Annotated in this window: 25 protein-coding genes; 18 read left to right on the forward strand and 7 right to left on the reverse strand. The window is 54.4% G+C overall.

What is annotated here, in order from left to right; translation table 11 throughout:
- Positions 1-62 precede the first annotated feature (62 nt).
- Complete coding sequence (gene iprA / locus ACERJC_RS00565) at positions 63-686, forward strand: hydrogen peroxide resistance inhibitor IprA (protein ID WP_373670809.1); 624 nt, start codon at positions 63-65, stop codon at positions 684-686.
- Here the strand turns inward: iprA and ampH are convergent, their stop codons facing one another.
- Positions 687-1,844 (reverse strand): D-alanyl-D-alanine-carboxypeptidase/endopeptidase AmpH, encoded by a 1,158-nt coding sequence (gene ampH / locus ACERJC_RS00570; RefSeq protein ID WP_152405701.1) that lies wholly within the window; start codon positions 1,842-1,844, stop codon positions 687-689.
- A 335-nt stretch (positions 1,845-2,179) separates the two neighbouring features.
- Between ampH and ACERJC_RS00575 the strand changes: the two genes are divergently transcribed.
- From ACERJC_RS00575 to ACERJC_RS00585, 3 genes are all read left to right on the forward strand, one after another.
- On the forward strand, positions 2,180-2,713 hold the full coding sequence (locus ACERJC_RS00575; protein ID WP_178826984.1) for an isochorismatase family protein: 534 nt from the start codon (positions 2,180-2,182) through the stop codon (positions 2,711-2,713).
- A gap of 117 nt (positions 2,714-2,830) precedes the next feature.
- Positions 2,831-4,051, forward strand: coding sequence for a peptide antibiotic transporter SbmA (gene sbmA, locus ACERJC_RS00580; protein WP_373670810.1), 1,221 nt, complete (start codon positions 2,831-2,833; stop codon positions 4,049-4,051).
- Between the two features lie 14 nt (positions 4,052-4,065).
- Positions 4,066-5,160, forward strand: a complete 1,095-nt coding sequence (locus ACERJC_RS00585) for a DUF1615 domain-containing protein (RefSeq protein ID WP_373670811.1) — start codon at positions 4,066-4,068, stop codon at positions 5,158-5,160.
- Positions 5,161-5,171: 11 nt separating this feature from the next.
- Here the strand turns inward: ACERJC_RS00585 and ACERJC_RS00590 are convergent, their stop codons facing one another.
- The gene (locus ACERJC_RS00590; RefSeq protein ID WP_152405697.1) at positions 5,172-5,480 is read right to left on the reverse strand and encodes a YaiY family protein; all 309 of its coding nucleotides are present in this window, start codon (positions 5,478-5,480) and stop codon (positions 5,172-5,174) included.
- 256 nt (positions 5,481-5,736) lie between these two features.
- On the opposite strand from ACERJC_RS00590, the gene ACERJC_RS00595 reads away from it, so the two are divergent.
- Positions 5,737-5,943 (forward strand): DUF2754 family protein, encoded by a 207-nt coding sequence (locus ACERJC_RS00595; protein WP_046476092.1) that lies wholly within the window; start codon positions 5,737-5,739, stop codon positions 5,941-5,943.
- A 45-nt stretch (positions 5,944-5,988) separates the two neighbouring features.
- On the opposite strand, the gene ddlA is transcribed toward ACERJC_RS00595, so the two are convergent.
- Positions 5,989-7,083 (reverse strand): D-alanine--D-alanine ligase, encoded by a 1,095-nt coding sequence (ddlA, locus tag ACERJC_RS00600; protein WP_373670812.1) that lies wholly within the window; start codon positions 7,081-7,083, stop codon positions 5,989-5,991.
- A gap of 128 nt (positions 7,084-7,211) precedes the next feature.
- On the opposite strand from ddlA, the gene ACERJC_RS00605 reads away from it, so the two are divergent.
- The 6 genes from ACERJC_RS00605 (at position 7,212) to adrA (ending at position 12,940) form a co-directional block, all read left to right on the forward strand.
- Entirely contained in the window at positions 7,212-7,871 is a 660-nt protein-coding gene (locus ACERJC_RS00605) for an extensin-like domain-containing protein (protein ID WP_371895305.1), read from the forward strand.
- A 168-nt stretch (positions 7,872-8,039) separates the two neighbouring features.
- Positions 8,040-9,245 (forward strand): multidrug efflux MFS transporter, encoded by a 1,206-nt coding sequence (locus ACERJC_RS00610; RefSeq protein WP_152405695.1) that lies wholly within the window; start codon positions 8,040-8,042, stop codon positions 9,243-9,245.
- 251 nt (positions 9,246-9,496) lie between these two features.
- Entirely contained in the window at positions 9,497-9,757 is a 261-nt protein-coding gene (gene iraP / locus ACERJC_RS00615; protein WP_152405694.1) for an anti-adapter protein IraP, read from the forward strand.
- A gap of 99 nt (positions 9,758-9,856) precedes the next feature.
- Positions 9,857-11,272, forward strand: coding sequence for an alkaline phosphatase (gene phoA / locus ACERJC_RS00620; protein WP_286632544.1), 1,416 nt, complete (start codon positions 9,857-9,859; stop codon positions 11,270-11,272).
- 128 nt (positions 11,273-11,400) lie between these two features.
- Positions 11,401-11,721 (forward strand): phosphate starvation-inducible protein PsiF, encoded by a 321-nt coding sequence (gene psiF / locus ACERJC_RS00625; protein ID WP_046476107.1) that lies wholly within the window; start codon positions 11,401-11,403, stop codon positions 11,719-11,721.
- Positions 11,722-11,839: 118 nt separating this feature from the next.
- Positions 11,840-12,940 carry a diguanylate cyclase AdrA gene (adrA, locus tag ACERJC_RS00630; protein ID WP_373670813.1) on the forward strand — a complete coding sequence of 367 codons (1,101 nt, stop codon included), beginning with the start codon at positions 11,840-11,842 and terminating at the stop codon, positions 12,938-12,940.
- Positions 12,941-12,955: 15 nt separating this feature from the next.
- Here the strand turns inward: adrA and proC are convergent, their stop codons facing one another.
- Positions 12,956-13,765 carry a pyrroline-5-carboxylate reductase gene (gene proC, locus ACERJC_RS00635; RefSeq protein WP_152405690.1) on the reverse strand — a complete coding sequence of 270 codons (810 nt, stop codon included), beginning with the start codon at positions 13,763-13,765 and terminating at the stop codon, positions 12,956-12,958.
- Between the two features lie 148 nt (positions 13,766-13,913).
- Here proC and ACERJC_RS00640 point away from each other — a divergent pair, with 148 nt between their 5' ends.
- From ACERJC_RS00640 to ppnP, 5 genes are all read left to right on the forward strand, one after another.
- A complete protein-coding gene (locus tag ACERJC_RS00640) occupies positions 13,914-14,372 on the forward strand; it encodes a YaiI/YqxD family protein (RefSeq protein WP_152405689.1) in 459 nt (152 codons plus the stop codon).
- Positions 14,373-14,554: 182 nt separating this feature from the next.
- Entirely contained in the window at positions 14,555-15,100 is a 546-nt protein-coding gene (gene aroL / locus ACERJC_RS00645; RefSeq protein WP_152405688.1) for a shikimate kinase AroL, read from the forward strand.
- 25 nt (positions 15,101-15,125) lie between these two features.
- On the forward strand, positions 15,126-15,317 hold the full coding sequence (gene yaiA, locus ACERJC_RS00650) for a protein YaiA (protein ID WP_152405687.1): 192 nt from the start codon (positions 15,126-15,128) through the stop codon (positions 15,315-15,317).
- A 252-nt stretch (positions 15,318-15,569) separates the two neighbouring features.
- Positions 15,570-16,247, forward strand: a complete 678-nt coding sequence (locus ACERJC_RS00655; RefSeq protein ID WP_152405686.1) for an AroM family protein — start codon at positions 15,570-15,572, stop codon at positions 16,245-16,247.
- 70 nt (positions 16,248-16,317) lie between these two features.
- The gene (gene ppnP / locus ACERJC_RS00660) at positions 16,318-16,602 is read left to right on the forward strand and encodes a pyrimidine/purine nucleoside phosphorylase (protein ID WP_046476127.1); all 285 of its coding nucleotides are present in this window, start codon (positions 16,318-16,320) and stop codon (positions 16,600-16,602) included.
- Between the two features lie 35 nt (positions 16,603-16,637).
- On the opposite strand, the gene rdgC is transcribed toward ppnP, so the two are convergent.
- Positions 16,638-17,549: a recombination-associated protein RdgC gene (gene rdgC / locus ACERJC_RS00665; RefSeq protein ID WP_042324859.1), complete on the reverse strand. Its 912-nt coding sequence runs from the start codon at positions 17,547-17,549 to the stop codon at positions 16,638-16,640.
- A gap of 126 nt (positions 17,550-17,675) precedes the next feature.
- Here rdgC and mak point away from each other — a divergent pair, with 126 nt between their 5' ends.
- Complete coding sequence (gene mak, locus ACERJC_RS00670) at positions 17,676-18,584, forward strand: fructokinase (RefSeq protein WP_373670814.1); 909 nt, start codon at positions 17,676-17,678, stop codon at positions 18,582-18,584.
- Between the two features lie 75 nt (positions 18,585-18,659).
- Here mak and sbcC read toward each other — a convergent pair whose 3' ends face one another.
- On the reverse strand, positions 18,660-21,803 hold the full coding sequence (gene sbcC / locus ACERJC_RS00675) for an exonuclease subunit SbcC (RefSeq protein ID WP_373670815.1): 3,144 nt from the start codon (positions 21,801-21,803) through the stop codon (positions 18,660-18,662).
- The gene (sbcD, locus tag ACERJC_RS00680) at positions 21,800-23,002 is read right to left on the reverse strand and encodes an exonuclease subunit SbcD (RefSeq protein ID WP_373670816.1); all 1,203 of its coding nucleotides are present in this window, start codon (positions 23,000-23,002) and stop codon (positions 21,800-21,802) included. Before sbcD ends, sbcC begins: the two co-directional genes overlap by 4 nt.
- 196 nt (positions 23,003-23,198) lie before the next feature.
- On the opposite strand from sbcD, the gene phoB reads away from it, so the two are divergent.
- Entirely contained in the window at positions 23,199-23,888 is a 690-nt protein-coding gene (gene phoB / locus ACERJC_RS00685) for a phosphate response regulator transcription factor PhoB (RefSeq protein WP_042286011.1), read from the forward strand.
- Positions 23,889-23,904 lie beyond the last annotated feature (16 nt).

The following is a 23,904-nucleotide window of genomic DNA, read 5'->3' on the forward strand; positions in this document are numbered from 1 at the left end:
CGTAGTTAATCTAAAAAATGCCCGTCAAGGATTTGACGGGCATTAATGCAAGGAACGCGGAGATGTTATCTCTGAATAAACCGTTAAAAGAATTTGGTCAGCTCGATAAGTCCTTGTCTCAATATGGCACCCGTTTTTCATATGCTAATGAAAAGCATCTTCTTTATTCCACGGAAAAGAACCCTGACACGACAGTAGTGATTCTGGAAGGGATTATCTCGTTAAGACGTAATGAACATATTCTGGTTGGTATTGGGCAGGCACCTTTTATTATGGGACTGACCAATGGGGTGATGAAAAATGATGTTCAGTACGATCTCGTCAGCGAGGGAATATGTTCGGGATATCACCTCTCTTCCTCACAAACCGTTGCAATTATTGAAGAATGCCAGTTGTGGCGTGAAGCATTCTACTGGTTGACATGGCAGAACCGTATGATGGAACAACGAGATGGGCAGTTAATCGGTAAAAATTCTTATGAACAGATCCGTTCGACACTGATTTCAATGATTGAATGGGAGGACGGATTACGTTCCCGTATTGGCGTCATGAATTATATACACCAGCGCACATGCATTTCTCGTTCCGTGGTGGCTGAGGTGTTGGCTGCATTGCGTAAAGGCGGCTATATCGAAATGAATAAAGGCAAACTGATGGGTATCAACCGTTTGCCTTCTGAATATTGATTAAGATGCCGGAACCACGCGCGGTGTATTTTCGCTCAGTTCGACGACCAGATCGTTAATACCGTTACTCATATTGGTAAAACGGGTGAGCGGAGAGCGAGTGACGACGACAAACGCGCCCACATTTTTTTGCGGAATCATCGCCATATAGGTGATGAACCCACCGCCACCGCCGGTCTTTTGAATAATTCCCGGGCGTCCATTCTTCGGTGCCATATAGACCCAGCCTAATCCCAACGCATCGGCTTTGCCGGGAACATCCATGCCCGTTACCCGCGTTAACTGCGCGCGCTGATAAATCAGCGTCTGCATTCTGTCGGCCTGATTACTGCGCTGGTAAAAATCAGAGGACAGATACTGCTGCATCCAGCGCATCATGTCACCCGGCGTTGAGTAAACGCCGCCGCTGCCGATGGCTGCCAGCGTGTTATTACACGGGCTGGCCCCTTTTTCCGCTACCATCAGACGTTTGCACTGATCGGGAGAAGGAGTATAGGTGGTGTCTTTCATGCCCAGCGGGCGGGTGATCTTCTCTTCAAACAGTTGGGTATAAGGTTTGCCGGAGGCATTTGCCAGCGCATCGGCCAACAGGTCGAACGCCAGGTTGGAATAGGCCGCCTGCGACCCCGGTGCGGCTTTCAGGGTCGCGGTGGAGAGGTAACTCCAGCGTTGCTCCCGCGTCGGCCAGACAAACACCGGACGCTTTGCCGCGCCGCCAGGTTGTTCACGGGGCAGCGCGCTGGTGTGCGTTGCCAGATTGACCAGCGTGATCGGTTTTCCCTCATATGACGGTACGCGCGCGCCGACGGGGGCATACTTACTCAGCGGATCGTCGAGTTTAACCGTACCCTGATCGAGCAGTTTCACCAGCATTTCACTGGTCATCAGCTTGGTGAGTGACGCAATGCGAATGACCGAATCCAGTTGTGGGCGTACGTTATTGCCCGGTCGGGTTTCGCCGAAACTGCGAAAGACGCGCTGGTTGCCGTCGATCACGACGAGCGCCATCCCCGTCGCACCGCTGCCATAAAAAATATGATCGGCATAACGCTCGACAATATCAGACGCAAAAACGGGGTCGGCGACAGGTTGAGCCGCCTGGACTGAGGTCAATGACGCCGCACACAGCGCGGCAGAAAAAAGCAGACTACGTTTCAACGGTGATGTCCATGAATGAGATGAAGTGAAAACCTTTACACGAAATCATTCGGGATGCTTCGAGGCGGCAAGCGAGTAAATCTCCAGCAGCCCAGCAACATAGTAACTATGTGACTGGGGGTTATGAGCATTGCCAACAAAGAGACAGCCTGAAGGATGATGTGTATGCGTATTTATACTACGCAACGGCACATTGCAAAGCGCTAATTAGAGCAAGGATAGTGAGAAAAACGTAACGGCACGTAAACGCGCCATTTTTGCCGCGAAAGAAAGTCCGCTTTTGTGATCCTGGGCGTGCAATAATCTTTCATTACCACTCTTTGATGGGGCTGACGATGTCTGAAAAACGGGTTGTGATGGTTGTTGATATGCAAATCGGCGTGTTTGCCACGCCGCGTATTCGCCGGGAAGCGTGCGTGGAACGCATTAATCAGCTCACGCAGGCGGCAGATCTCACGATTTTTATTCAGCATACCGAGGCGGGAGGGCTGGAAGAGGGGAGTGCGGGGTTCGCACTGCTGCCAGAACTGAACACGCCAGCGAATGCAAAATATGTCACGAAAACCGCGTGCGATTCCTTTTACAAAACGGCCCTCGAACAGTTACTGCACGATGAGGCGATTTCGCACTTTGTCATCTGCGGCTGTGCGACGGACTATTGCGTCGATACCACCATCAGAAACGGTGCCAGTCGGGGTTATCGTATTACGGTTGCGGAAGATGCCCATACCACCGCCCATCGCCCGGCCGCACCGGCCCAGACGCTGATTGCGCACCATAATGATGTCTGGCGCAATCTGATCGTACCGGACAATCCGGTGTGGGTGAAACCCGTCGAAACAATTATTCAGGACTGGAAAACGAACTAAGCGCCACCATGTTGGTCACAATGGGCGGTTTCGCCTGTTGTGACCGTTTATTTTCAACCCGCGCGGTGGAAAAACACAGCAGTTGTCATAACGATAAGAAGTTAGCAGGAGAGCATCATGTTTAAGTCTTTTTTCCCAAAGCCGGGTCCTTTTTTCCTTTCGGCTTTTATTTGGGCATTAGTTGTGGTTATTTTCTGGCAGGCTGGAGGGGGTGACTGGATTGCGCGACTGACTGGCGCCGCAGGCACTGTACCTATTAGCGCTGCCCGCTTCTGGTCGCTGAGCTACCTGATTTTTTATGCCTACTATGTGCTTTGTGTCGGGGTATTTGCGCTGTTCTGGTTTCTCTACAGTCCGCATCGCTGGCAGTACTGGTCGATTCTTGGCACCTCGCTGATTATCTTCGTCACCTGGTTTCTGGTCGAAGTGGGGGTGGCCGTCAACGCCTGGTACGCGCCGTTCTACGATCTGATCCAGACCGCCCTCAGCGCGCCGCATAAAGTCACTATGAGCCAGTTCTATAACGAACTGGGGATCTTCCTTGGCATCGCGCTGATTGCCGTGGTGATTAGCGTACTGAACAACTTTTTTGTCAGCCACTATGTGTTCCGCTGGCGTACGGCGATGAACGAATATTACATGGCGCAGTGGCAACATCTGCGCCATATCGAGGGGGCAGCGCAGCGTGTGCAGGAAGACACCATGCGTTTTGCTTCAACGCTGGAAAGCATGGGCGTGGGCTTTATCAATGCCATCATGACGCTGATCGCCTTCCTGCCGGTGCTGGTTGCGCTTTCTCCACACGTGCCTGAGCTGCCGATTGTCGGCTATGTGCCTTACGGCCTGGTGATTGCGGCGATCGTCTGGTCGCTGATGGGCACCGGTATGCTGGCGGCGGTCGGGTTCAAACTTCCGGGACTGGAATTTAAAAATCAGCGAGTGGAAGCGGCCTATCGTAAAGAGCTGGTATACGGGGAAGACGATGCCAGCCGCGCCACGCCGCCGACGGTTCGTGAACTGTTCAGTGCGGTGCGCCAGAACTATTTCCGCCTCTATTTTCACTACATGTATTTTAATATCGCGCGCATTCTCTACCTGCAGGTGGACAACGTTTTCGGTCTGTTCCTGCTGTTTCCGTCGATTGTTGCCGGTACGATTACCCTGGGTCTGATGACGCAAATTAACAATGTCTTTAGCCAGGTGCGGGGCGCGTTCCAGTACCTGATCAACTCGTGGACGACGCTGGTCGAACTGATGTCTATCTATAAACGTCTGCGCAGCTTTGAGCGCGAACTGGACGAGCAGGATATTCAGGCTGTCACCCACACTCTTGGTTAACAAAAGGAAACGTTATGTCGGCGGTGTCTCGTCTTTTCCCATTGTCATTGCTGGCCGGGCTGGTGCTGGCCGGATGTAGCAGTCAGCCCTCGCAACCGCTGAAGAAAGGCGAGAAACCGGTAGACGTCGCGAGCGTGGTGCGCCAGAAAATGCCGGCCAGCGTGAAGGATCGGGACGGCTGGGCGCAGGATATCGCCAAAACCTTTGAAAGCCACAAGCTGGCGCCCACGGTGGAAAATATCTGTTCGGTGCTGGCGGTCGCGCAGCAGGAGTCCAACTATCAGGCCGATCCGGCCGTTCCGGGATTGAGCAAAATTGCCTGGCGGGAAATAGACCGACGAGCCGAGCGGATGCACATCCCGGTTTTCCTCGTGCATACCGCGCTGAAAATCACGTCCCCGAACGGGAAAAGCTACAGCGAGCGGCTGGATGCGGTAAAAACGGAAAAACAGCTCAGTGCCATTTTTGATGATTTTATCAATATGGTGCCAATGGGGCAGACGCTGTTCGGTTCACTCAATCCGGTACACACCGGCGGCCCGATGCAGGTCAGCATTGCGTTTGCCGAGCAGCACAGCAAAGGGTATCCGTGGAAAATGGAGGGAACGGTACGCCAGGAAGTATTCAGCCGTCGCGGTGGACTCTGGTTCGGAACCTATCATCTGCTCAATTACCCGGCCAACTACAGCGCGCCGATTTTCCGCTTTGCCGACTTTAACGCCGGATGGTATGCCAGTCGTAACGCCGCATTTCAGAATGCGGTCAGTAAAGCCAGCGGCGTCAAACTGGCGCTGGATGGTGATCTGATTGCTTACGGCAGTAAAGAAGCCGGTAAAACGGAGCTGGCGGTGCGTAAACTGGCGGGCAAACTGAGTCTCAGTGAGGGCGATATCCGCCGGCAGCTGGAGAAAGGCGACAGTCTCGCGTTTGAAGAAACGGCGCTTTACGAAAACGTGTTTAAGCTTGCTGAGACAAAAACGGGGAAAGCGTTACCACGTGAAATGCTGCCAGGCATTCAGCTGGAAAGCCCGAAAATCACCCGTAATCTCACCACGGCCTGGTTTGCAAAACGGGTCGACGATCGTCGGGCGACGTGTATGGGGCAGTAATCGCCGGGCCATTACTGGCGGCGGTAGCGCCAGCGCAGGATGGCGGCGATGACACCGAAAATCAGACTGCCGACCAGAAACGGCACCAGACCAAAGATGGTCCCGACGCCCAGCCCAATCTCCACGCGCGGGCGTCCCGTCTCTTGTACCTGCATCAGGTGCTCATACACGCCCGGTGCGTGAACCAGCAGGTTCAGGATCTGCGCTCCGACCCAAAAACAGAACAGCACAAACACGGCGTAAGCAATGTTGCCTGGCGTAGAGGCGGTTTCTCGATGTTTCCCGTTAAACAAGGATTTTGAGAGAGTGAAATCAGCCATAAATGACCTCCGCGAGTAATTCTGCATCTCTGACACCATGCCAGTAACTTACCGTGAGTCTGACAGGTCATCGCGTTTGTCAATATCAGAATGATGGTAATTTCAGTCTGGGATGAATCCTGGATTGCAGATTCTTGTTGGTTGTCACAAATTGGTTACCTTAAATCAAATTTTGCAACATTTAAGAAATTCCGCATACGACACAGACCGGTTTCCCGTAATATGCAATGATGCTTTTTTTCGCTCGGGAGTTGCCATGAACCTGCCTGTAAAAATACGCCGTGACTGGCATTACTATGCCTTTGCTATCGGACTGATTTTCATTCTGAACGGTGTTGTTGGGCTGCTGGGCTTTGAAGCCAAAGGCTGGCAAACCTATGCCGTGGGTCTGGTGACCTGGGTCATCAGCTTCTGGTTGGCAGGCTTGATTATTCGTCGTCGCGTGGAGGATGAAGCGGCATAAGCCTGATGAGTAAAGTCGCCATCAGGCTTACCGGGACAGCGCTGATTACATCGTCGTTTTCAGCGCATTATCTGCAGCGTGGCGTTCCAGCGCCAGTTCGATCAAATGGGTGATCAAATCGGTGTAACCTAAACCGCTGGCCTGCCAGAGTTTCGGATACATACTGATGTTGGTAAAACCTGGCAGGGTGTTGATCTCATTAATCACCACCTCATTATCGGCAGTTAAGAAGACATCGACGCGCGCCATGCCGGCGCAGCCCAGCGTCTGATACGCCTGAATGGCAATCTCACGGATTTTGTCGTTGATCTGAGGCTCAATCGCCGCAGGGACCACCACTTTCGCGCCGTTATCATCAATGTATTTGGTGTCGTAGGCATAGAAATCACTGTTGAGCACGATCTCGCCACAGGTGCTGGCCTGCGGATGATCGTTGCCCAATACCGCGCACTCAATCTCACGCCCTTTGATCCCTTGTTCTACCACCACTTTGTGATCGAACTCGAACGCCAGAGCGACGGCCTGCGCGTACTGCGCTTCGCTGGTGACCTTACTGACGCCGACGGACGATCCCTGATTAGCCGGCTTAACGAACAGCGGCAGACCAAGACGGGCTTCCACCTCTGCAAAACTTATCGTATTGCGGTTGGCGCGCGTCAGCGTAATAAACGGCGCGATACTCAGTCCGGCGTCCCGCAACAAACGTTTGGTGACGTCTTTATCCATGCATGCCGCAGAGCCCAGCACGTCGGAACCGACGAAGGGCAGATTCGCCACGCGCAGCATCCCCTGTAGTGAACCATCTTCACCCAGCGTGCCGTGTACAATCGGGAAAATCACGTCCACGGTTGGCAGCGGCTGGCCATTCTGCGCATCAATCAACTGCTGCTCGTGTCTGCCTGGAACCTGTGCCAGGCTGGTCGCAGAAGGACGCAGCGCAATATGCGCCGGATCGTTTGCATTGAGCAGGTAATTGTTGGCATCGCTGACGTGCCACTGCCCTTGTTTATCAATACCTAACAACACGACATCAAAGCGGGTCTTGTCGATGGCATCGACAATATTTTTTGCCGATTGCAATGACACTTCATGTTCCGCTGATTTACCACCAAATACGATTCCTACCCGCAACTTTGCCATCTTAAACCCATTCCCCCGAACGCAAAGCGTATACATTACCACGACAAAACGAGGGATTCGCGGGCTTCTGCCATAATGTTAGGGAGAATTGCACGGGAGGGTGCGTGAAAGGAAAAGGCTGGCTGTTGATGATGCTTCTGGGCGTGGCGTGCGGCGTGGGATATCGCTATCTGCCGTCTTATTACAACCCGCTCACCCCTCTTGAGTTATCTGACCCGCCAAACTGGCTCACTCAATTTAAGCTTAAGCGTCTGACGCCAGCGCGTTGCCAGGCGCTGTTGCTGCAGGCAAACCAGCAGAAGCTGATTACGTCACAGCCCGTGGCTGACAGTACCGGCGAATGCCCCTTAACCGACGTGGTACGGGTGCGGGATTTCGGCGCCGTCAAACTGAGCAGCAGCTTCCTTGCTTCCTGTCCGTTAGCGCTGAGTTCTGCGCTGTATGTCGGGCAACAGGCTGTGCCGTTGACGGAACGTCTGATGATGAGCCGACTGACCCGGATCGAGCATCTCGGCAGCTTCGCCTGTCGTAATATTTACCATCGTCCTGACGCGCGTCGTAGCGAGCACGCCAGCGCGCAGGCCCTGGATATCAGCGGTTTTAGCCTTGCCGACGGCCGGCACTTCACCGTTCTGCGCGGCTGGAAGCAGGAGGAAAGCGCACCGTGGCTGCGGGCACTGCTCAGCGTGAGCTGTCAATATTATGGCAACGGCTTAGGACCGGACTACAACGCGGCCCACGCCAACCATTTTCATCTGGGAATGCGGGGAGTTGGCCTCTGTCGCTAAGCATAAAGCCCTGTGGTTTGTTGGGTTTTAATGTGATGTATTTCACAAAAATGGTGAACGGGAAGATAAAATAGTAAATTGCGCGACAGCGCACCTCTGGATCCCCTGACAGACGTGGAGATTGTTAAACTAACCGGCGTTTTCTGCTATTTATCACGATGAGCGTTTATGGAATCCTGGAAAGTTAATCTCATTTCCGTCTGGTTCGGCTGCTTTTTTACCGGTCTGGCAATCAGTCAAATCCTGCCATTTTTGCCGCTGTATATTTCGCAGCTCGGGGTGACCTCCCATGAAGCGCTCTCGATGTGGTCTGGTCTGACTTTCAGTGTCACATTCTTAATCTCCGCGATAGTCTCTCCGCTCTGGGGGAGCCTGGCAGACCGCAAAGGTCGCAAGCTGATGCTGCTGCGCGCTTCGCTTGGCATGGCCATTGCGATACTGCTGCAAGCCTTTGCCACCAACGTCTGGCAGCTTTTTCTGCTGCGCGGCATCATGGGCTTAACGTCCGGTTATATTCCAAATGCGATGGCGCTGGTGGCGTCTCAGGTGCCTCGTGAACGTAGCGGATGGGCACTTAGTACGCTGGCGACTGCGCAAATCAGCGGTGTGATTGGCGGCCCGCTGATGGGCGGTTTTATTGCCGATCATGTGGGATTACGCCCGGTCTTTTTTATCACCGCAATACTGCTGGTCGTCAGCTTTCTGGTCACCCTCTTTTTGATTAAAGAAGGTGTCCGCCCGACGCTGAAAAAGAGCGAGCGGTTGAGCGGGAAAGCCGTATTTGCTTCGCTGCCATATCCGGCGTTGGTTGTCAGTCTGTTTTTCACCACGCTGGTGATTCAGTTGTGCAATGGTTCAATCAGCCCGATTCTGGCGCTATTTATTAAGTCGATGGCCCCGGACAGTAACAATATTGCCTTTTTGAGCGGGTTAATCGCCTCGGTGCCTGGGGTGTCGGCACTGATTTCTGCACCGCGGCTGGGTAAGCTTGGGGATCGCATCGGCACCGAAAGGATCCTGATGGCGACGCTGATTTGTGCGGTCGTGCTGTTCTTTGCCATGTCGTGGGTCACGACGCCTTTCCAGCTTGGTGTTTTACGCTTTCTGCTCGGTTTTGCCGATGGCGCAATGCTGCCTGCCGTCCAGACGCTGCTGGTCAAATACTCCAGCGACCAAATAACCGGGCGTATTTTTGGTTATAACCAATCGTTTATGTATCTTGGCAATGTCGCGGGTCCGCTAATGGGGGCAACGGTGTCGGCAATGGCGGGATTTCGTTGGGTATTTATTGCCACTGCGGTCATTGTGATGATTAACATTTGTCAGTTAGCCCTTGTCCTGCGCCAGCGGCGAAATATCCGTAAGCAGGTGTAAAGCGATTAAAAAATGACTTAAGTGAAACTGGTCGTTTTTTATCATAACTTTAACTTATGGCCGGGGGTGACTATTTTATTCATGACTTTTAATTTGGGGTTCTGTTTTTCTGCGAGAAACGTTTCGCTCACCGTATTCTGTGATTATTTACGCAAAGTCTTTCCTTTCTTATAAAAATACTACTTTCAGCCTCTAGGCAGCATGGATTCATAGTGATACCGTCAGCCTTCTTTAGATAAGGAAATGCGGTCATGAAAAATCTAATAGCTGAGTTGTTGCTTAAGCTTGCCCAGAAAGAGGAAGAGTCAAAAGAACTGGTTGCTCAGGTAGAAGCATTAGAGATTATCGTTACAGCGATGCTGCGCAATATGGCTCAGAACGAGCAGCAACTGTTGATTCATCAGGTTGAGGGCGCACTTGATGGCGTAAAGCCCGATGCCAGCGTTCCGGATAACGATACGGAGTTGCTGCGCCAGTATGTACAGAAGTTGTTGAGGCATCCTCGTTACTAGTTTTATTCAGCTTCTACGCTGTCATATACCTGTCATGTCAGAGACCTATAGTCGCTTTGTTTTTTATTTTAAGTGTATTAAGTACATGGAGAAAATAAAGTGAAACAAAGCGCTATCGCTCTTGCATTGTTACCGCTGCTGTATATCCCCGTTAGTCATTCTGAAACATCATCAATGTCGGTGCTGGAAAACCGTGCCGCGCAGGGTGATATTACAACGCCAGGCGGAGCACGCCGATTATCGGCCGATCAAACACAAGCATTGCGCGAATCACTGAATGATAAACCCGCAAAAAATATTATTTTATTGATTGGCGATGGTATGGGTGATTCAGAAATTACCGCTGCGCGAAATTATGCTGAAGGTGCAGGTGGTTATTTTAAAGGGATTGATGCCTTACCGCTGACCGGTCAATACACCCACTATGCGCTGAATAAAAAAACCGGTAAGCCGGATTACGTGACAGATTCTGCTGCGTCGGCAACCGCATGGACAACCGGCGTAAAAACTTATAACGGCGCGCTGGGCGTCGATATTCACGAAAAAGATCACACGACGCTGCTGGAAATGGCGAAAGCGGCGGGGCTGGCGACGGGTAACGTCTCAACCGCAGAGTTGCAGGATGCCACGCCTGCCGCGCTGGTGGCGCACGTCACGTCGCGTAAATGCTATGGCCCGAGCGTGACGAGTGAAAAATGCCCGACGAATGCGCTGGAAAAAGGTGGCAAAGGCTCAATAACCGAACAACTGCTGAATGCCCGTGCGGATGTGACGCTGGGCGGCGGCGCGAAAACGTTCGCCGAAACTGCGACGGCGGGCGAATGGCAGGGAAAAACGCTGCGTGAACAGGCTCTGGCCCGGGGTTACCAACTGGTCGGCGACGCGGCCTCACTGGCGGCAATCGGCGAAGCCAGCCAGGACAAACCGCTGCTGGGACTGTTCTCTGACGGCAACATGCCTGTGCGCTGGGAAGGCCCCAAAGCGTCTTATCACGGCAATATTGATAAGCCCGCCGTGACCTGTGCGCCGAATCCAAAACGCGACGATACCGTGCCGACGCTGGCACAAATGACCGACAAAGCCATTGAGTTGCTCAGTAAAAATGAGAAAGGATTCTTCCTGCAGGTGGAAGGGGCCTCTATCGATAAACAGGATCACGCCGCCAATCCTTGCGGACAGATTGGCGAGACGGTGGATCTGGACGAAGCCGTACAGCGCGCGCTGGCCTTTGCGAAGAAAGAGGGTAACACGCTGGTGATCGTCACCGCCGATCACGCCCACGCCAGCCAGATCGTCGCGCCGGAGACAAAAGCGCCGGGTCTGACCCAGGCGTTAAACACCAAAGATGGCGCCGTGATGGTAATCAGCTACGGTAACTCCGAAGAGGAATCTCAGGAGCATACGGGCAGCCAGCTGCGCATTGCGGCCTACGGTCCTCATGCGGCCAACGTGGTCGGGCTGACCGATCAAACCGATCTGTTCTATACCATGAAAGCGGCGTTAGGCCTGAAATAATCCAGCCCCCGACAGGATAACGTTTGCTGTCGGGTGGTTTTTTTATTGTTAGCAGCCAGACTTATCTGAATATCCCCGCGTTTACCTGCGGGAGATAGTCGAGTGAATACTCAAAAAAGGATGGTGCTATGAAAATAACATTACTGGTTACCCTATTGTTTGGGTTGATCTTTTTAACGACCGTTGGTGCGGCGGAGAAAACATTAACGCCGCAGCAGCAGCGCATGACCACCTGTAATCAACAGGCGACGGCGAAGACGTTAAAAGGCGATGCCCGTAAGACATACATGAGCGATTGCCTTAAAAACAGTCAGTCAGCTCCCGGTGAAAAAAGCCTGACGCCGCAACAGCAAAAAATGCGCGAATGCAACGTCCAGGCGACGGAACAATCGCTGAAAGGTGACGACCGCAGTAAGTTTATGAGTGCCTGCCTGAAGAAAGCGGCGTAGCCCCGACGTAGTGCTAACGGGTGAGCAAAGAAAAACGCTCACCCGAAATATCATACTTTCCCCGCCAGACCCGTCTCTATAATTTGGGAAAATTGTTTCAGAATGTTCCCAAAAAATAATGAATGACGAAAACTTTTACAAAAAAGCGGTCGACCTGGATGAAGCGTCTTTTTCATCGCAGCAAAATGACCATCAACGCTCTGGACTGCGATTCGCCCGGCGAGTGAGAGTGCCGCGGGCAGTGGCGCTGGGAGGGATGTTTTTCCCCGTCGCCGCAGCGCTGGTCGCGAATCCCGTATCCGGCGTCTGGTGGCTGTTGCTGGTGGGATGGGCGTTCGTCTGGCCGCACCTGGCCTGGCAAATCGCCAGCAGGGCCGTCGATCCGCTGAGTCGGGAATTTGCCAATTTAAAAACGGATGCGGTCCTCGCCGGAATGTGGATAGGTCTGATGGGGGCCAATGCGCTGCCCTCCACCGCGCTGTTGATGATCATTTGCATGAATCTGATGGGCGCAGGCGGCGTGCGGCTGTTTATCACCGGGCTTGCCCTGATGGTGGTCGCTTGTCTGGTCACGCTGCAGCTGACGGGCGTCTCTCTGGCCTTAAGAAGTGCACCACTGGAAGGAGGGCTGACGCTGCCGGTCATGGTGATATACCCGCTGTTATTCTCCTGGGTCAGCTATCAGGCCGCGACAAAACTGGCGCAGCACAAGCGTCGGTTGCAGGTGATGAGCACCTGTGACGGCATGACGGGGGTCTACAACCGGCGGCACTGGGAAATATTACTGCGCAATGAATTTGAGCACAGTCGTCGCCAGCATCGGGATGCCACGCTGCTGATCATCGATATCGACCACTTTAAGAGCATTAACGATACCTGGGGACATGACGTTGGCGACGAAGCCATTCTGGCGCTGACCCAGCAGTTGAGAATGACCCTGCGCGGGAGCGATGTGATCGGGCGTTTTGGTGGCGATGAATTTGCGGTGATCATGTGCGGTACGCCAGCGGAGAGCGCCATAGCGGCGATGTCGCGGGTTCATGAGGGGTTACAAGGGCTGCGGCTGGCCTGCGCGCCGCAGGTTATTTTGCATATCAGCGTCGGCGTTGCACCGTTAACCCCGCAGTTCGGTCACTATCGGGAATGGCTGAAATCAGCCGATCTGGCGCTCTACAAAGCAAAGAATGCCGGACGTAACCGCACCGAAGTGGCGGCCTGACGTCCGGTTGTTCACTCAGGACTTACTGAGTTTCTCTGACTTCTCCATACACTTCGCCATCGCTTCAATCACTGCCGCGCGAAATCCTCGCTCTTCCAGTACGCGGACGGCTTCAATCGTCGTGCCGCCAGGCGAACAGACCATATCTTTCAGTACGCCAGGATGCTCGCCGGTTTCCAGCACCATCTTTGCCGAACCCATGACCGCCTGAGCGGCAAATTTATAAGCCTGCGCGCGCGGCATCCCGCCCAGTACAGCGGCATCGGCCATTGCTTCGATAAACATAAAAACATACGCCGGGGCGGAGCCGCTGACGCCAACCACCGGGTGAATCATCGGCTCGGCAATGACTTCGGCTTCGCCAAAGCAGCGGAAAATATTCAACACGTCAGCGGTATCTTCCGGGGTAACCAGCGCGTTTGGCGTCACCGACGTCATCCCGGCATTAACCAATGATGGCGTATTCGGCATCGCACGTACGATTTTCCGGTCATGCCCCAGCGCGCGGGCGAGTTGATCGAGGGTTACGCCTGCTGCAATAGAGACCACCAGCGACTCTTTATTGAGACTGGAGGTGACTTCGCTGAGTACTTTGATCATGATGCCCGGCTTCACGGCGCCGAAAACAATATCCGCCACCTGGGCCACTTCCTGAGCGGACTGCGCGGCGTTGATACCGTACTGGTCATGCAGCGCGGCGACTTTATCGGGGGAAGGGGTGTAGACCCAGATCTGGCCGGGAAGCACCTGACCGCTGGCAATCAGGCCGCCGAGGATCGCTTTCCCCATATTACCGCAGCCGATAAAACCGATTTTCTTCTCCATCTCGTCACTCCCTATGGGTGATAGTTGTTGTTTTGTTTGATAAAGCCTAGCTTAGCGCGGATTGAAAGACGCATGAAGGATAAACAGCACTTTGCCGCAGCGCAAAAGCACGAGACAATAGCCGATTGCACAAGAAACGGGAGACAGTATGACCATATGGGTGGATGCGGATGCGTGTCCGAACGTAATTAAAGAGATCCTCTATCGTGCTGCCGGGCGCATGCAAATGTCGCTGACTCTGGTAGCGAACCAGAGCCTGCGCGTGCCACCGTCACCGTATATCCGTACGCTGCGCGTTCCTGCGGGCTTTGACGTGGCGGACAACGAGATTGTGCGTCAGTGCGCAGCAGGCGATCTGGTCATCACTGCCGATATCCCGCTGGCCGCTGAGGTGCTGGCGAAAGGCGCATCTGCGCTCAATCCGCGTGGTGAACGCTACACCGAATCGACCATTCGTGAACGTTTGACGATGCGCGATTTTATGGATACGTTGCGCGCCAGCGGGATCCAGACGGGTGGGCCGGATAGCCTCTCTGCGCGCGATCGCCAGCATTTTGCGGCAGAGCTGGAAAAGTGGTGGCTGGAAGTTCAGCGCAGAAAAGCGTGAATGTAATTTATTTTTTACACTTTCCTCAGCGCTATTTCTTGATATAGTAGGGCATGCATTGATATTTCTACTTTGAGTGGAATAAATTCTTTACACTTAACGCTGTACTAGTTTGATGGTATGATTATTCCTTTAATGACATCTGATCCCGCAGCTTTGCGGCTTTCTGGGGAACGCCCACTATGACGCAACCGCTTTATCTTGTTGGCCCACGCGGCTGTGGAAAAACAACGGTTGGCATGGCGCTGGCTACGGCAATTGGCTGTCGGTTTGTGGATACCGATCAATGGCTGCAGTCGCAGGTACAAATGACCGTGGCGGAAATCGTCGAGCGTGAAGGCTGGCCGGGATTTCGCGCCAGAGAAACGGCTGCGCTGGAGGCGGTGACCGCGCCGTCGACGGTCGTCGCGACGGGGGGAGGAATTATTCTCACCGACTATAACCGCCATTTTATGCGTGATAACGGCATCGTCATTTATTTAAGCGCGCCGGTCCCAACGCTGGTTAATCGTCTTGAGGCGTCGCCTGAAGAGGAGCTGCGTCCCACGCTGACCGGTAAACCCCTGAGCGAAGAGGTGCAGGAGGTACTGCAACAGCGGGACATGTTGTATCGCGAGGCGGCCCATTTCATCATTGATGCAGCAAAATCACCCAGCCAGGTGATTTCTGAAATTCAGCGCAGGCTGGCGCAGTGCGCGCTGCGCAGACAAGGCGGGGTCTATACTTAAACTTCATTCGACAGAAGGAAGCACTATGCCAACCAAACCGCCTTATCCACGTAAAGCGTATATTGTCACCATTGAGAAAGGGACGCCGGGGCAGACGGTCACCTGGTATCAGCTGCGCGCCGATCACCCGAAACCGGATTCGTTAATCAGCGAGCATCCCAGCGCGCAGGAAGCGATGGATGCGAAAGCCCGTTACGAAGATCCCGATAAAACCTGATGACTGAACGACTCGGAATGGAATCTGAGTGAGTGCAAACCCTACCAGCATCACATTTTTCACCGAAGAATCGTTGTACCTGAAAACTAACATCAAACAATAACAACCTATTACTGGAATTATCTGGAATCTTTACACAGCGATTTGTGCTGCACCTGCTACGCTTTTTTGCATTTGCAAAGGTAAGTGTCGGCAGTGGTGCAGCGCATTTACCCGGGAATAAACGACGAAGTAAAAAAGAAGGTGGAAAAAATGAGTGCGTCGTTGGCTATCCTCACCATCGGTGTTGTACCCATGAGTGAAGTTTTACCGCTTCTGACCGAGTACATCGACGAACAACATATCACCCATCACAGCCTGCTGGGAAAAATGAGCCGTGATGACGTTCTGGCTGAGTACGCAATCGATTCCGGCGAGGAGCCGCTGCTCACTCTGCTTAACGATAATCAACTGGCTTATGTCTCGCGCCAGAAAGTGGAACGCGACCTGCAAAGCGTCGTCGAAGTGCTGGATAACCAGGGTTACGATGTCATTCTGTTGATGAGTACAGCTTCAATTAACAGCATGACGGCGCGTAACAGTATTCTGCTGGAGCCGCTGCGCATTATTCCGCCGCTGGTGGCCTCGATTGTCGATGGGCATCAGGTGGGGGTGATTGTGCCGGTGGAAGAGCTGATGGCGGCCCAGACGGAGAAATGGCAGGTTTTGCAGTCTCCTCCTGTCTATTCTTTGGCAAATCCGGTACATGGAAGCACGCAGCAGTTGATTGATGCCGGCAAAGCGCTGCTGGAGCAAGGGGCGGATGTCATTATGCTCGACTGCCTTGGTTTTCATCAGCACCACCGCGATGTCCTGCAAAAATCGCTGGATGTTCCGGTGCTGCTCTCTAATGTGCTGATCGCGCGGCTGGCTTCAGAACTGCTGGTTTAATTTTACGTGACAGGCCAAAGGGCTGGCCCCTATATTGGTTGTCAATTTACCAACGAGACAGGGCCCGTTTATGCTTCAAAGTAACGAATACTTTTCCGGCAAAGTAAAATCAATCGGCTTTACCAGCAGCAGTACTGGCCGTGCCAGTGTGGGCGTGATGCTGGAAGGGGAATACACCTTCGGCACCGCAGAGCCTGAAGAGATGACGGTGGTGAGCGGCGCGTTGAATGTGTTGTTGCCGGATGCTACCGAATGGAAGGTGTATGCCGCAGGAGAGGTGTTCAACGTCCCGGGTCATAGCGAGTTTCACTTACAGGTCGCCGAACCGACCTCATATCTTTGCCGCTATCTGTAATGATTTTCCCTCTCCGTGTGGAGAGGGAATATTGTTTAGCGCTGTGCTTCGCCGCCTAACCCTTCTACCAGATTCTGAATCAACGCCGCCAGTTCACCGGTCATCAGGATAAAGTCCGCGTCAAAACGCTGGGCGAAATCTTCCCGGTCGATATCTTCGTTTTGATCGCGCAGTTCGTCGCTGAATTTCAGACGCTTGATCGAACCGTCATCGCAGATCATAAACTGAATACGCTGCTGCCAGTCGAGCGCCAGCTTGGTCACCACTTTACCGGCTTCAATGTGGACGGCAATCTCGTCGCTCACCAGATCCTGTTTTTTCGCCCGGATCACGCCGCCGTCTTCCAGCATCGCTTTCAGTTCGGCTTCGTCGAGTAACTGGAAGCCCTGAGCCACGGTGCCGGAACGCACCCATTCGGTAAGCGTCAGCTCAATCGGGTTTTCCAGCGCCAGCGGAACCACTGGCAGAGAACCGAGGCTCTTACGCAGCAGCGCCAGCGTATCTTCCGCTTTTTTCGCGCTTGCGCAGTCCACCATGATCAACCCGTTCACGGTGTCTATCCACATCATGGTCTGACTAAAGCGGCTAAAGGCGCGTGGCAGCAGCGAATGCAGCACTTCATCCTTCAGCGAGTCTTTCTCGGTTTTCTTCAGTTTGCGCGCCTGCTCGGCTTCCAGTTTGGCGATCTTCGCTTCCAGCGCCTGTTTGATCACCGGAGAGGGCAGGATCTTCTCTTCTTTACGCGCGCAAATCAAAATCTGGCCGTTGTTGGTATGCGTCAACGCATCGCTGTGCGATCCCATTGGCGGCACCCAGCCCGTTTTTGCCATATCCTGGCTACCGCAAGGGGTAAACGTCATCGAGGCTAGCTGTTTTTCCATCTCCTCGGCACGCAATGAAATATCGCGGCTAAGACGGTAAACCATTAAATTTTTGAACCACAGCATGATAATTTCCACGGACTTGTCGTTAAATTCAGCGCGTATAGTAACGAATTGTCGGCGGGCTTGCATTGCCATTCCCAATGCCTCGCTCTACTCTGTTGATATTCCCTAAAAAATGAGGAACTCCGTGTGCGTATTGGGATTGATTTAGGCGGCACCAAAACGGAAGTCATCGCGCTCAGTGAGGCCGGGGAGCAACGGTTCCGCCATCGTCTGCCGACGCCGCGAAACGACTATCAGCAAACCATCGAAACCATTGCCACGCTGGTGGCGATGGCGGAAAAAGCCACCGGGCAAACGGGCACGGTGGGGATCGGCATCCCCGGTTCCATTTCGCCCTATACCGGTGTGGTGAAGAATGCCAACTCCACGTGGCTGAACGGTCAGCCGTTTGATAAAGACCTCAGCGCACGTCTGCAACGTGACGTACGTCTGGCGAATGACGCGAACTGTCTGGCGGTTTCTGAGGCGGTCGATGGCGCCGCTGCCGGGGCGCAGACGGTTTTTGCGGTGATTATTGGTACCGGTTGCGGCGCGGGCGTGGCGCTTAACGGTCGGGCGCACATCGGCGGCAACGGTACGGCGGGCGAGTGGGGGCACAATCCTTTGCCGTGGATGGATGAGGATGAGCTTCGCTATCGTGAAGAAGTCCCCTGTTACTGTGGAAAACAGGGATGCATTGAGACGTTTATTTCCGGCACCGGGTTCGCCACCTATTACCATCGCCTGAGCGGCAATCCGCTTAAAGGCAGTGAGATTATCCGCCTGGTGGAGGCGCAAAACGCGCTGGCCGAACTGGCGCTCAGCCGCTATGAACGGCGTCTGGCGAAATCGCTGGCCCATGTGGTGAATATTCTCGACCCCGATGTTTTCGTCCTCGGCGGCGGGATGAGCAACATTGATCGCCTGTACAAAACGATTCCGCCGCTGATTAAACAGTTTGTGTTCGGCGGGGAGTGCGAAACGCCGGTGCGCAAAGCCCTGCACGGCGACTCCAGCGGCGTGCGTGGCGCCGCATGGCTGTGGCCACAGAAATAGTGGCAGGGGGAGGCCGGAGGGCGACGCCAGTGCGCCTTATCCGGCCTGCGGCACCCGCAGACATGGCGTCACCCACTATTCCACTGCAAACATTTTGTCGAGTTTGCTGTAGCCCAGCCCGTTGATTTTCTTCACCTTAATCTGCACCGGAATACGCTCTTTCATCGCTTCCACATGGCTAATCACGCCGATGGTTTTTCCGCTGGCATTGAGCGCATCCAGCGCATCGAGGGCGGTATCCAGCGTTTCACTGTCGAGCGTGCCGAAGCCTTCGTCAAGGAACAGCGAGTCAATGCGCGTTTTGTGGCTGACCAGATCGGAGAGCGCCAGCGCCAGCGCCAGGCTGACCAGGAAGCTCTCGCCACCGGAAAGGGTACGGGTATCACGCACGGCGTCGGCCTGCCAGGTGTCAACCACCTCCAGTTCCAGCGCTTCACTGGCTTTGCGCTGCAGCAGATAGCGTCCATGGAGGCGGGTCAACTGATTGTTCGCCAGCCACACCAGGTTATCCAGGGTCAGCCCCTGGGCGAATTTGCGGAATTTATCGCCCTCTTTAGAGCCGATCAGCGCATTCAGATAGCCCCAGTCCTCAACCTGTTGCATCGCGTTGTCGATTTTTTGCATCAACGTCTGCTGCTGTTGGCGATTATCGCTATCTTGTTTTAGCTGTTGGCGTATTTCACCCTGACGTGTGGCATTGTCTCGCACCCGGTCATTTAGCTGCGCCACGGCTTGCTGAATGTGTTCAATCGACTGCGTGAGATCCAGTCCCGCAGGCGGCTGTTGCTGATGCGCCGCCAGCGCCTGGGCTGACTGCGCGGCGAGGGTCTGTGCCTGCTGAAGCTGGTTTTCCAGCGACTGCTTAAGCTGTTCCAGACGCGCGATCGCTTCGTCATCCAGCAGCGCGGCAAGAAATGCCGCCCGATCGGCAAACAGGCTGTGCGCAAGCGCGGTATCGAATTGCGCCTGCGCATCGGCGGCGCGCTGAGTCTCCTGCTGCTCCTGCTGTTGTAACGTCTGTAACTGACTGTGCAGCGATACACACTCATCGTGAACCTGACGCCAGTTTTCCAGCGTCACGCTCTCATCATCTTCTGCGTCGGTACCGGCGGCAGGCAGCGTCTCGAGCAGCGGGGTGAGCTGCGCGATGCGCGCCTGCAACGCCGTCAACTCCGTCTGCCGCTGCTGCCACGTTTGTGCATCTGCCGCACGGGCGTTTAGCCACGCTTCTTCGCTGCCTTCTTCAGGAAGTGACAACGTATAGTGGCTTAACTGCGCCGACAGCGTTGCCTGGCGCCGATCGATTTGCTGGCGGAACTGCTCCACCTGTTGCGCATGGGCGGTGATTTGTGCCTGTAGCTCATGGCGTTGGCTGAGCTGATAGAGCTGCTGCTCGTGCTCGTCCTGTACCGTCAGCCAGGGCTGAATATCCTCCTGCGGCTGTAACGTGACGTTCAGTGCGCCGATCGCGGTTTGCCACTGTTGAGTGAGCGCTTGCTCCTCTTTAGCCAGCGTCTGCGCTTCGCTTTCGTCACGCTGTAGCTGCTGGTTTAGCGCTTCTGACTGTCCACGCAGGGCGGCACCTTCGTCAGCCAGCACTTTAACCTCTTTTTCCAGCGCGTCGCGTCGCGCCTGATTAACGCCTGGCTCGAGCGCCTGATACGCCGAGACTGCGGGATGGGCGGTTGAACCGCAAAGCGGGCAGGGCTGACCGGACTGTAGCAGCGCACGCTGGCTTTCCAGGTCTTTGATCCGCGCTTCCTGTTCGCAAAGGGTTTTAACATCCTGATACTGCTGATATTTGTCTTTATACTGCTGACGCTTTGCCTCCAGCAGGGTATTGCGCCGGGCCAGCTCTTGTTTGTTGTGCGCAATCGCTGCCTGCAGTTGACTCAGACGCGCCAACCGGGGAACGAGCTGACCGTGGAGCGAAAGCAATTGCTGGCGCAGAGGACGCTGCTGCGCATGCTGCGCCAGCGCCGTCGCAACCTCATCTGCCGTCATATTGAGCGTCACCGGCGGCAGTGCTTCCAGCTTACGGCTATCGTTTACCTGCTGTTGCTGCCATTTTGCCAGCTGAATCTTATCGCTGGCCTGCTGAGCAAACAGGGCTCGCCATCCTCCTAACTCATTGCTCCATAAGCGAAAGCGATCGTGTGCGATTAGCCACTCGTTCAGCGTCTGTTGCGTGGCGAGCAGGGCGGTGGACTGCCGCTCAGCCTGGCGGCGCATGCGGTCACGCAGCGAGAATCTGCTTTGTAAGCGAGCATTAACTTCGTTTATCTGCTGGCGGGTGCGGGTAACGGTAGCCGATTGTTCCTGAATACGCTCCCACAGTGGGCGTAACGCTCTGGCAGGTTGTGCCAGGCTGAGCGTCGCCAGCTGTGGCTGGGCGTTTTCCAGCGCCTCCTGCGCAACCCGCTGCGCCTGCTGACGCTGGTTTGCGTCGGCCTGCAGTTCGTGTTGACGCGTCAGCCAGTTTAACTGTTGTTGTCCGGTCTGCTGTTGGGTGACCAGCTGTTTCTCTTCGTCAGTGAGCGCCTGCAAACTTTCTGTCAGCGTCTGCAACGCCTCTGGCGCTAACAGCGTAACGCCGCTGGCCTGCGCCTGTAATTTTTCCAGTTCGGTGCGCGCGGTTTTGTGCTGCTCAAAAACCTGGGCGGAGATCTGCCCGTAAATTTCCGTGCCGGTCAGTTCTTCCAGCAGTTCTGCACGCTCCTTCGGTTTAGCGTTGAGGAACGCAGCAAACTGCCCCTGCGAGAGCAGCATTGAGCGGGTAAAGCGACCATAATCCAGCCCGGTCAGATCCGCCGTCATCTCCAGTTTGTCCTTCACCTTATCGGCAAGGATTTTCCCATCGGCGCAGCGCGCCAGTTCAACGCGCGGAACCTGTAAATTGCCGTCGGGCTGGTTGCGCGCGCGGTTTTGGCTCCAGAATGCACGATAAGCTTCGCCTTTGACTTCAAACTCCACTTCCGCCAGACATTCCGCCGTATCGCGGGTCATCAGATCGTTTTGCGATTGCGACACGGTATTCAGGCGAGGCGTCTCGTGGTACAACGCCAGGCAAATCGCATCGAGCAGCGTGGTTTTGCCGGCCCCGGTGGGACCGGTAATGGCAAACAGACCGTTGCTGGCAAACGGCTCTGCTGTGAAATCGACCTTCCATTCCCCTTTCAGTGAGTTGAGGTTTTTCAGGCGTAGACTGAGAATCTTCATGCCTCATGCTCCCCGGAAAGTGTCTGTAATGTGCGGTGAAAAAGTGATGTCAAACGTTCGCACTGAGGCGGCTCAAGTTCTTCCAGCGCCAGGCGGCGCGAAAATACCTCGTCCACGCTCAGTTCGCTCAGCGTTTCCCGGCGTTCGTTACTCAACATGCGCTCGCGCTGCTCCCGGCTGCGGCGGACTAACAGCACCTCAACGGGCAGCGTTTCCGTCAGCGCCTGAATTTTACGCTGCATATCATGCAGGTATTCATCGGTGGTGATTTCGATATCCAGCCAGACCGGAGGGCTTTGCTCGCTATCGCGCCACTGCTCCAGCTGTTCGGTAATCGCGGCGAGATCGCCTTTCAACACCGCCAGCGGTTGTGTGACCGGAACGGTGAGTTCTTCGACGCTGGCTAACTTGCCGTCCAGGAAGTCCACCCGATGCACGTATTTGTTTTTGCCACATTCGTCAAAACTCAGCGCGATGGGGGAGCCGCAGTAGCGGATATGCTCTGTGCCGCCAATCTTCTGCGCCCGATGGATGTGGCCCAGCGCGATGTAATCGGCGGGCGGGAAGTTCTGTGCCGGAAAAGCATCCAGCGTGCCAATATAAATGTCACGAACGGCGTCACTTTTACTGGCGCCGACGGTGGTCAGGTGGCCGGTGGCAATAATCGGCAGGGCGAGATCGCCGCGCAATGCGCAGGCAGTCTCGTATTGCTGTTGGTAATAGTCGGTGATGGCACCCAGCAGATGCTGCTGTTTTTCCTGACCGGACAGGCCCGCCTGGCTGCTGATAATGTCGCGCGGGCGTAAAAACGGCACCGGGCACAGCACCGCGCCGGGCTGGCCATCGCGGCGATTCAGGATTTGCGGCGCGTGACCGGCGCTGGCCACAACCGTGGTATTGAGAAACGCCAGAATCTCGCGGGATTCATTCAGCGTGGCGACGGAGTCATGGTTTCCTGCTAATACCACCAGATGACAGCCCGTTTGCTGCAGGTTGACCACAAAACGGTTGTAGATCTCACGGGCATAGCTTGGCGGCGAGCCGGTATCGAAGATATCGCCCGCAACGACTATCGCATCCACCTGCTGTTCGACCGCCGTTTCCAGCAGCCAGTCGAGAAAAGCCTGATGTTCAGCGGCGCGGCTTTTGCTGTAAAAATTTTGTCCCAGATGCCAGTCAGAGGTGTGAAGGATGCGCATAACGGTTCCATGGCAAAAAAGCATAAAGGGGATTATAACCATTCGTGGGCTGTAATATCTCGTTTCTCGGGTGTCATAAATCAACAACCTAAGGTTAACGTCAGCACGCATTTTCATAAATCTGTCATAAAACTGACGCATAATGACGCCGCATTAAGACAGATGATGATAAGCAACTTATATAACAGGGCAAATCATGGCGAGACGTATTCTGGTCGTAGAAGATGAGGCTCCAATTCGCGAAATGGTCTGTTTCGTGCTTGAGCAAAATGGTTTTCAGCCCGTTGAAGCTGAAGATTATGACAGTGCGGTGAACCAGCTTAATGAACCCTGGCCGGATTTGATCCTTCTTGACTGGATGTTGCCCGGCGGTTCTGGTCTACAGTTTATTAAACACCTCAAGCGTGAAGCGATGACCCGTGACATTCCGGTCATGATGTTAACCGCCAGAGGGGAAGAAGAGGATCGCGTACGCGGCCTGGAAACCGGTGCGGACGACTACATTACTAAACCGTTTTCCCCGAAAGAACTGGTGGCCCGCATCAAAGCGGTGATGCGCCGGATTTCGCCGATGGCGGTGGAAGAAGTCATCGAGATGCAGGGGCTAAGCCTGGATCCCACATCGCACCGCGTGATGACCGGCGAAAATCCGCTTGATATGGGGCCGACAGAATTTAAACTCCTGCATTTCTTCATGACCCACCCCGAACGGGTATACAGCCGCGAACAGCTGCTGAACCACGTCTGGGGCACCAACGTCTACGTTGAGGATCGTACGGTCGATGTGCACATTCGCCGTCTGCGCAAGGCGCTGGAAACCAGCGGCCACGATCGGATGGTACAAACGGTTCGCGGGACAGGGTATCGTTTTTCGACCCGTTTTTGAAAGACAAGAATAAATA

It is taken from the genome of Citrobacter telavivensis (assembly GCF_041807075.1).
Lineage (GTDB): Bacteria > Pseudomonadota > Gammaproteobacteria > Enterobacterales > Enterobacteriaceae > Citrobacter_A > Citrobacter_A telavivensis.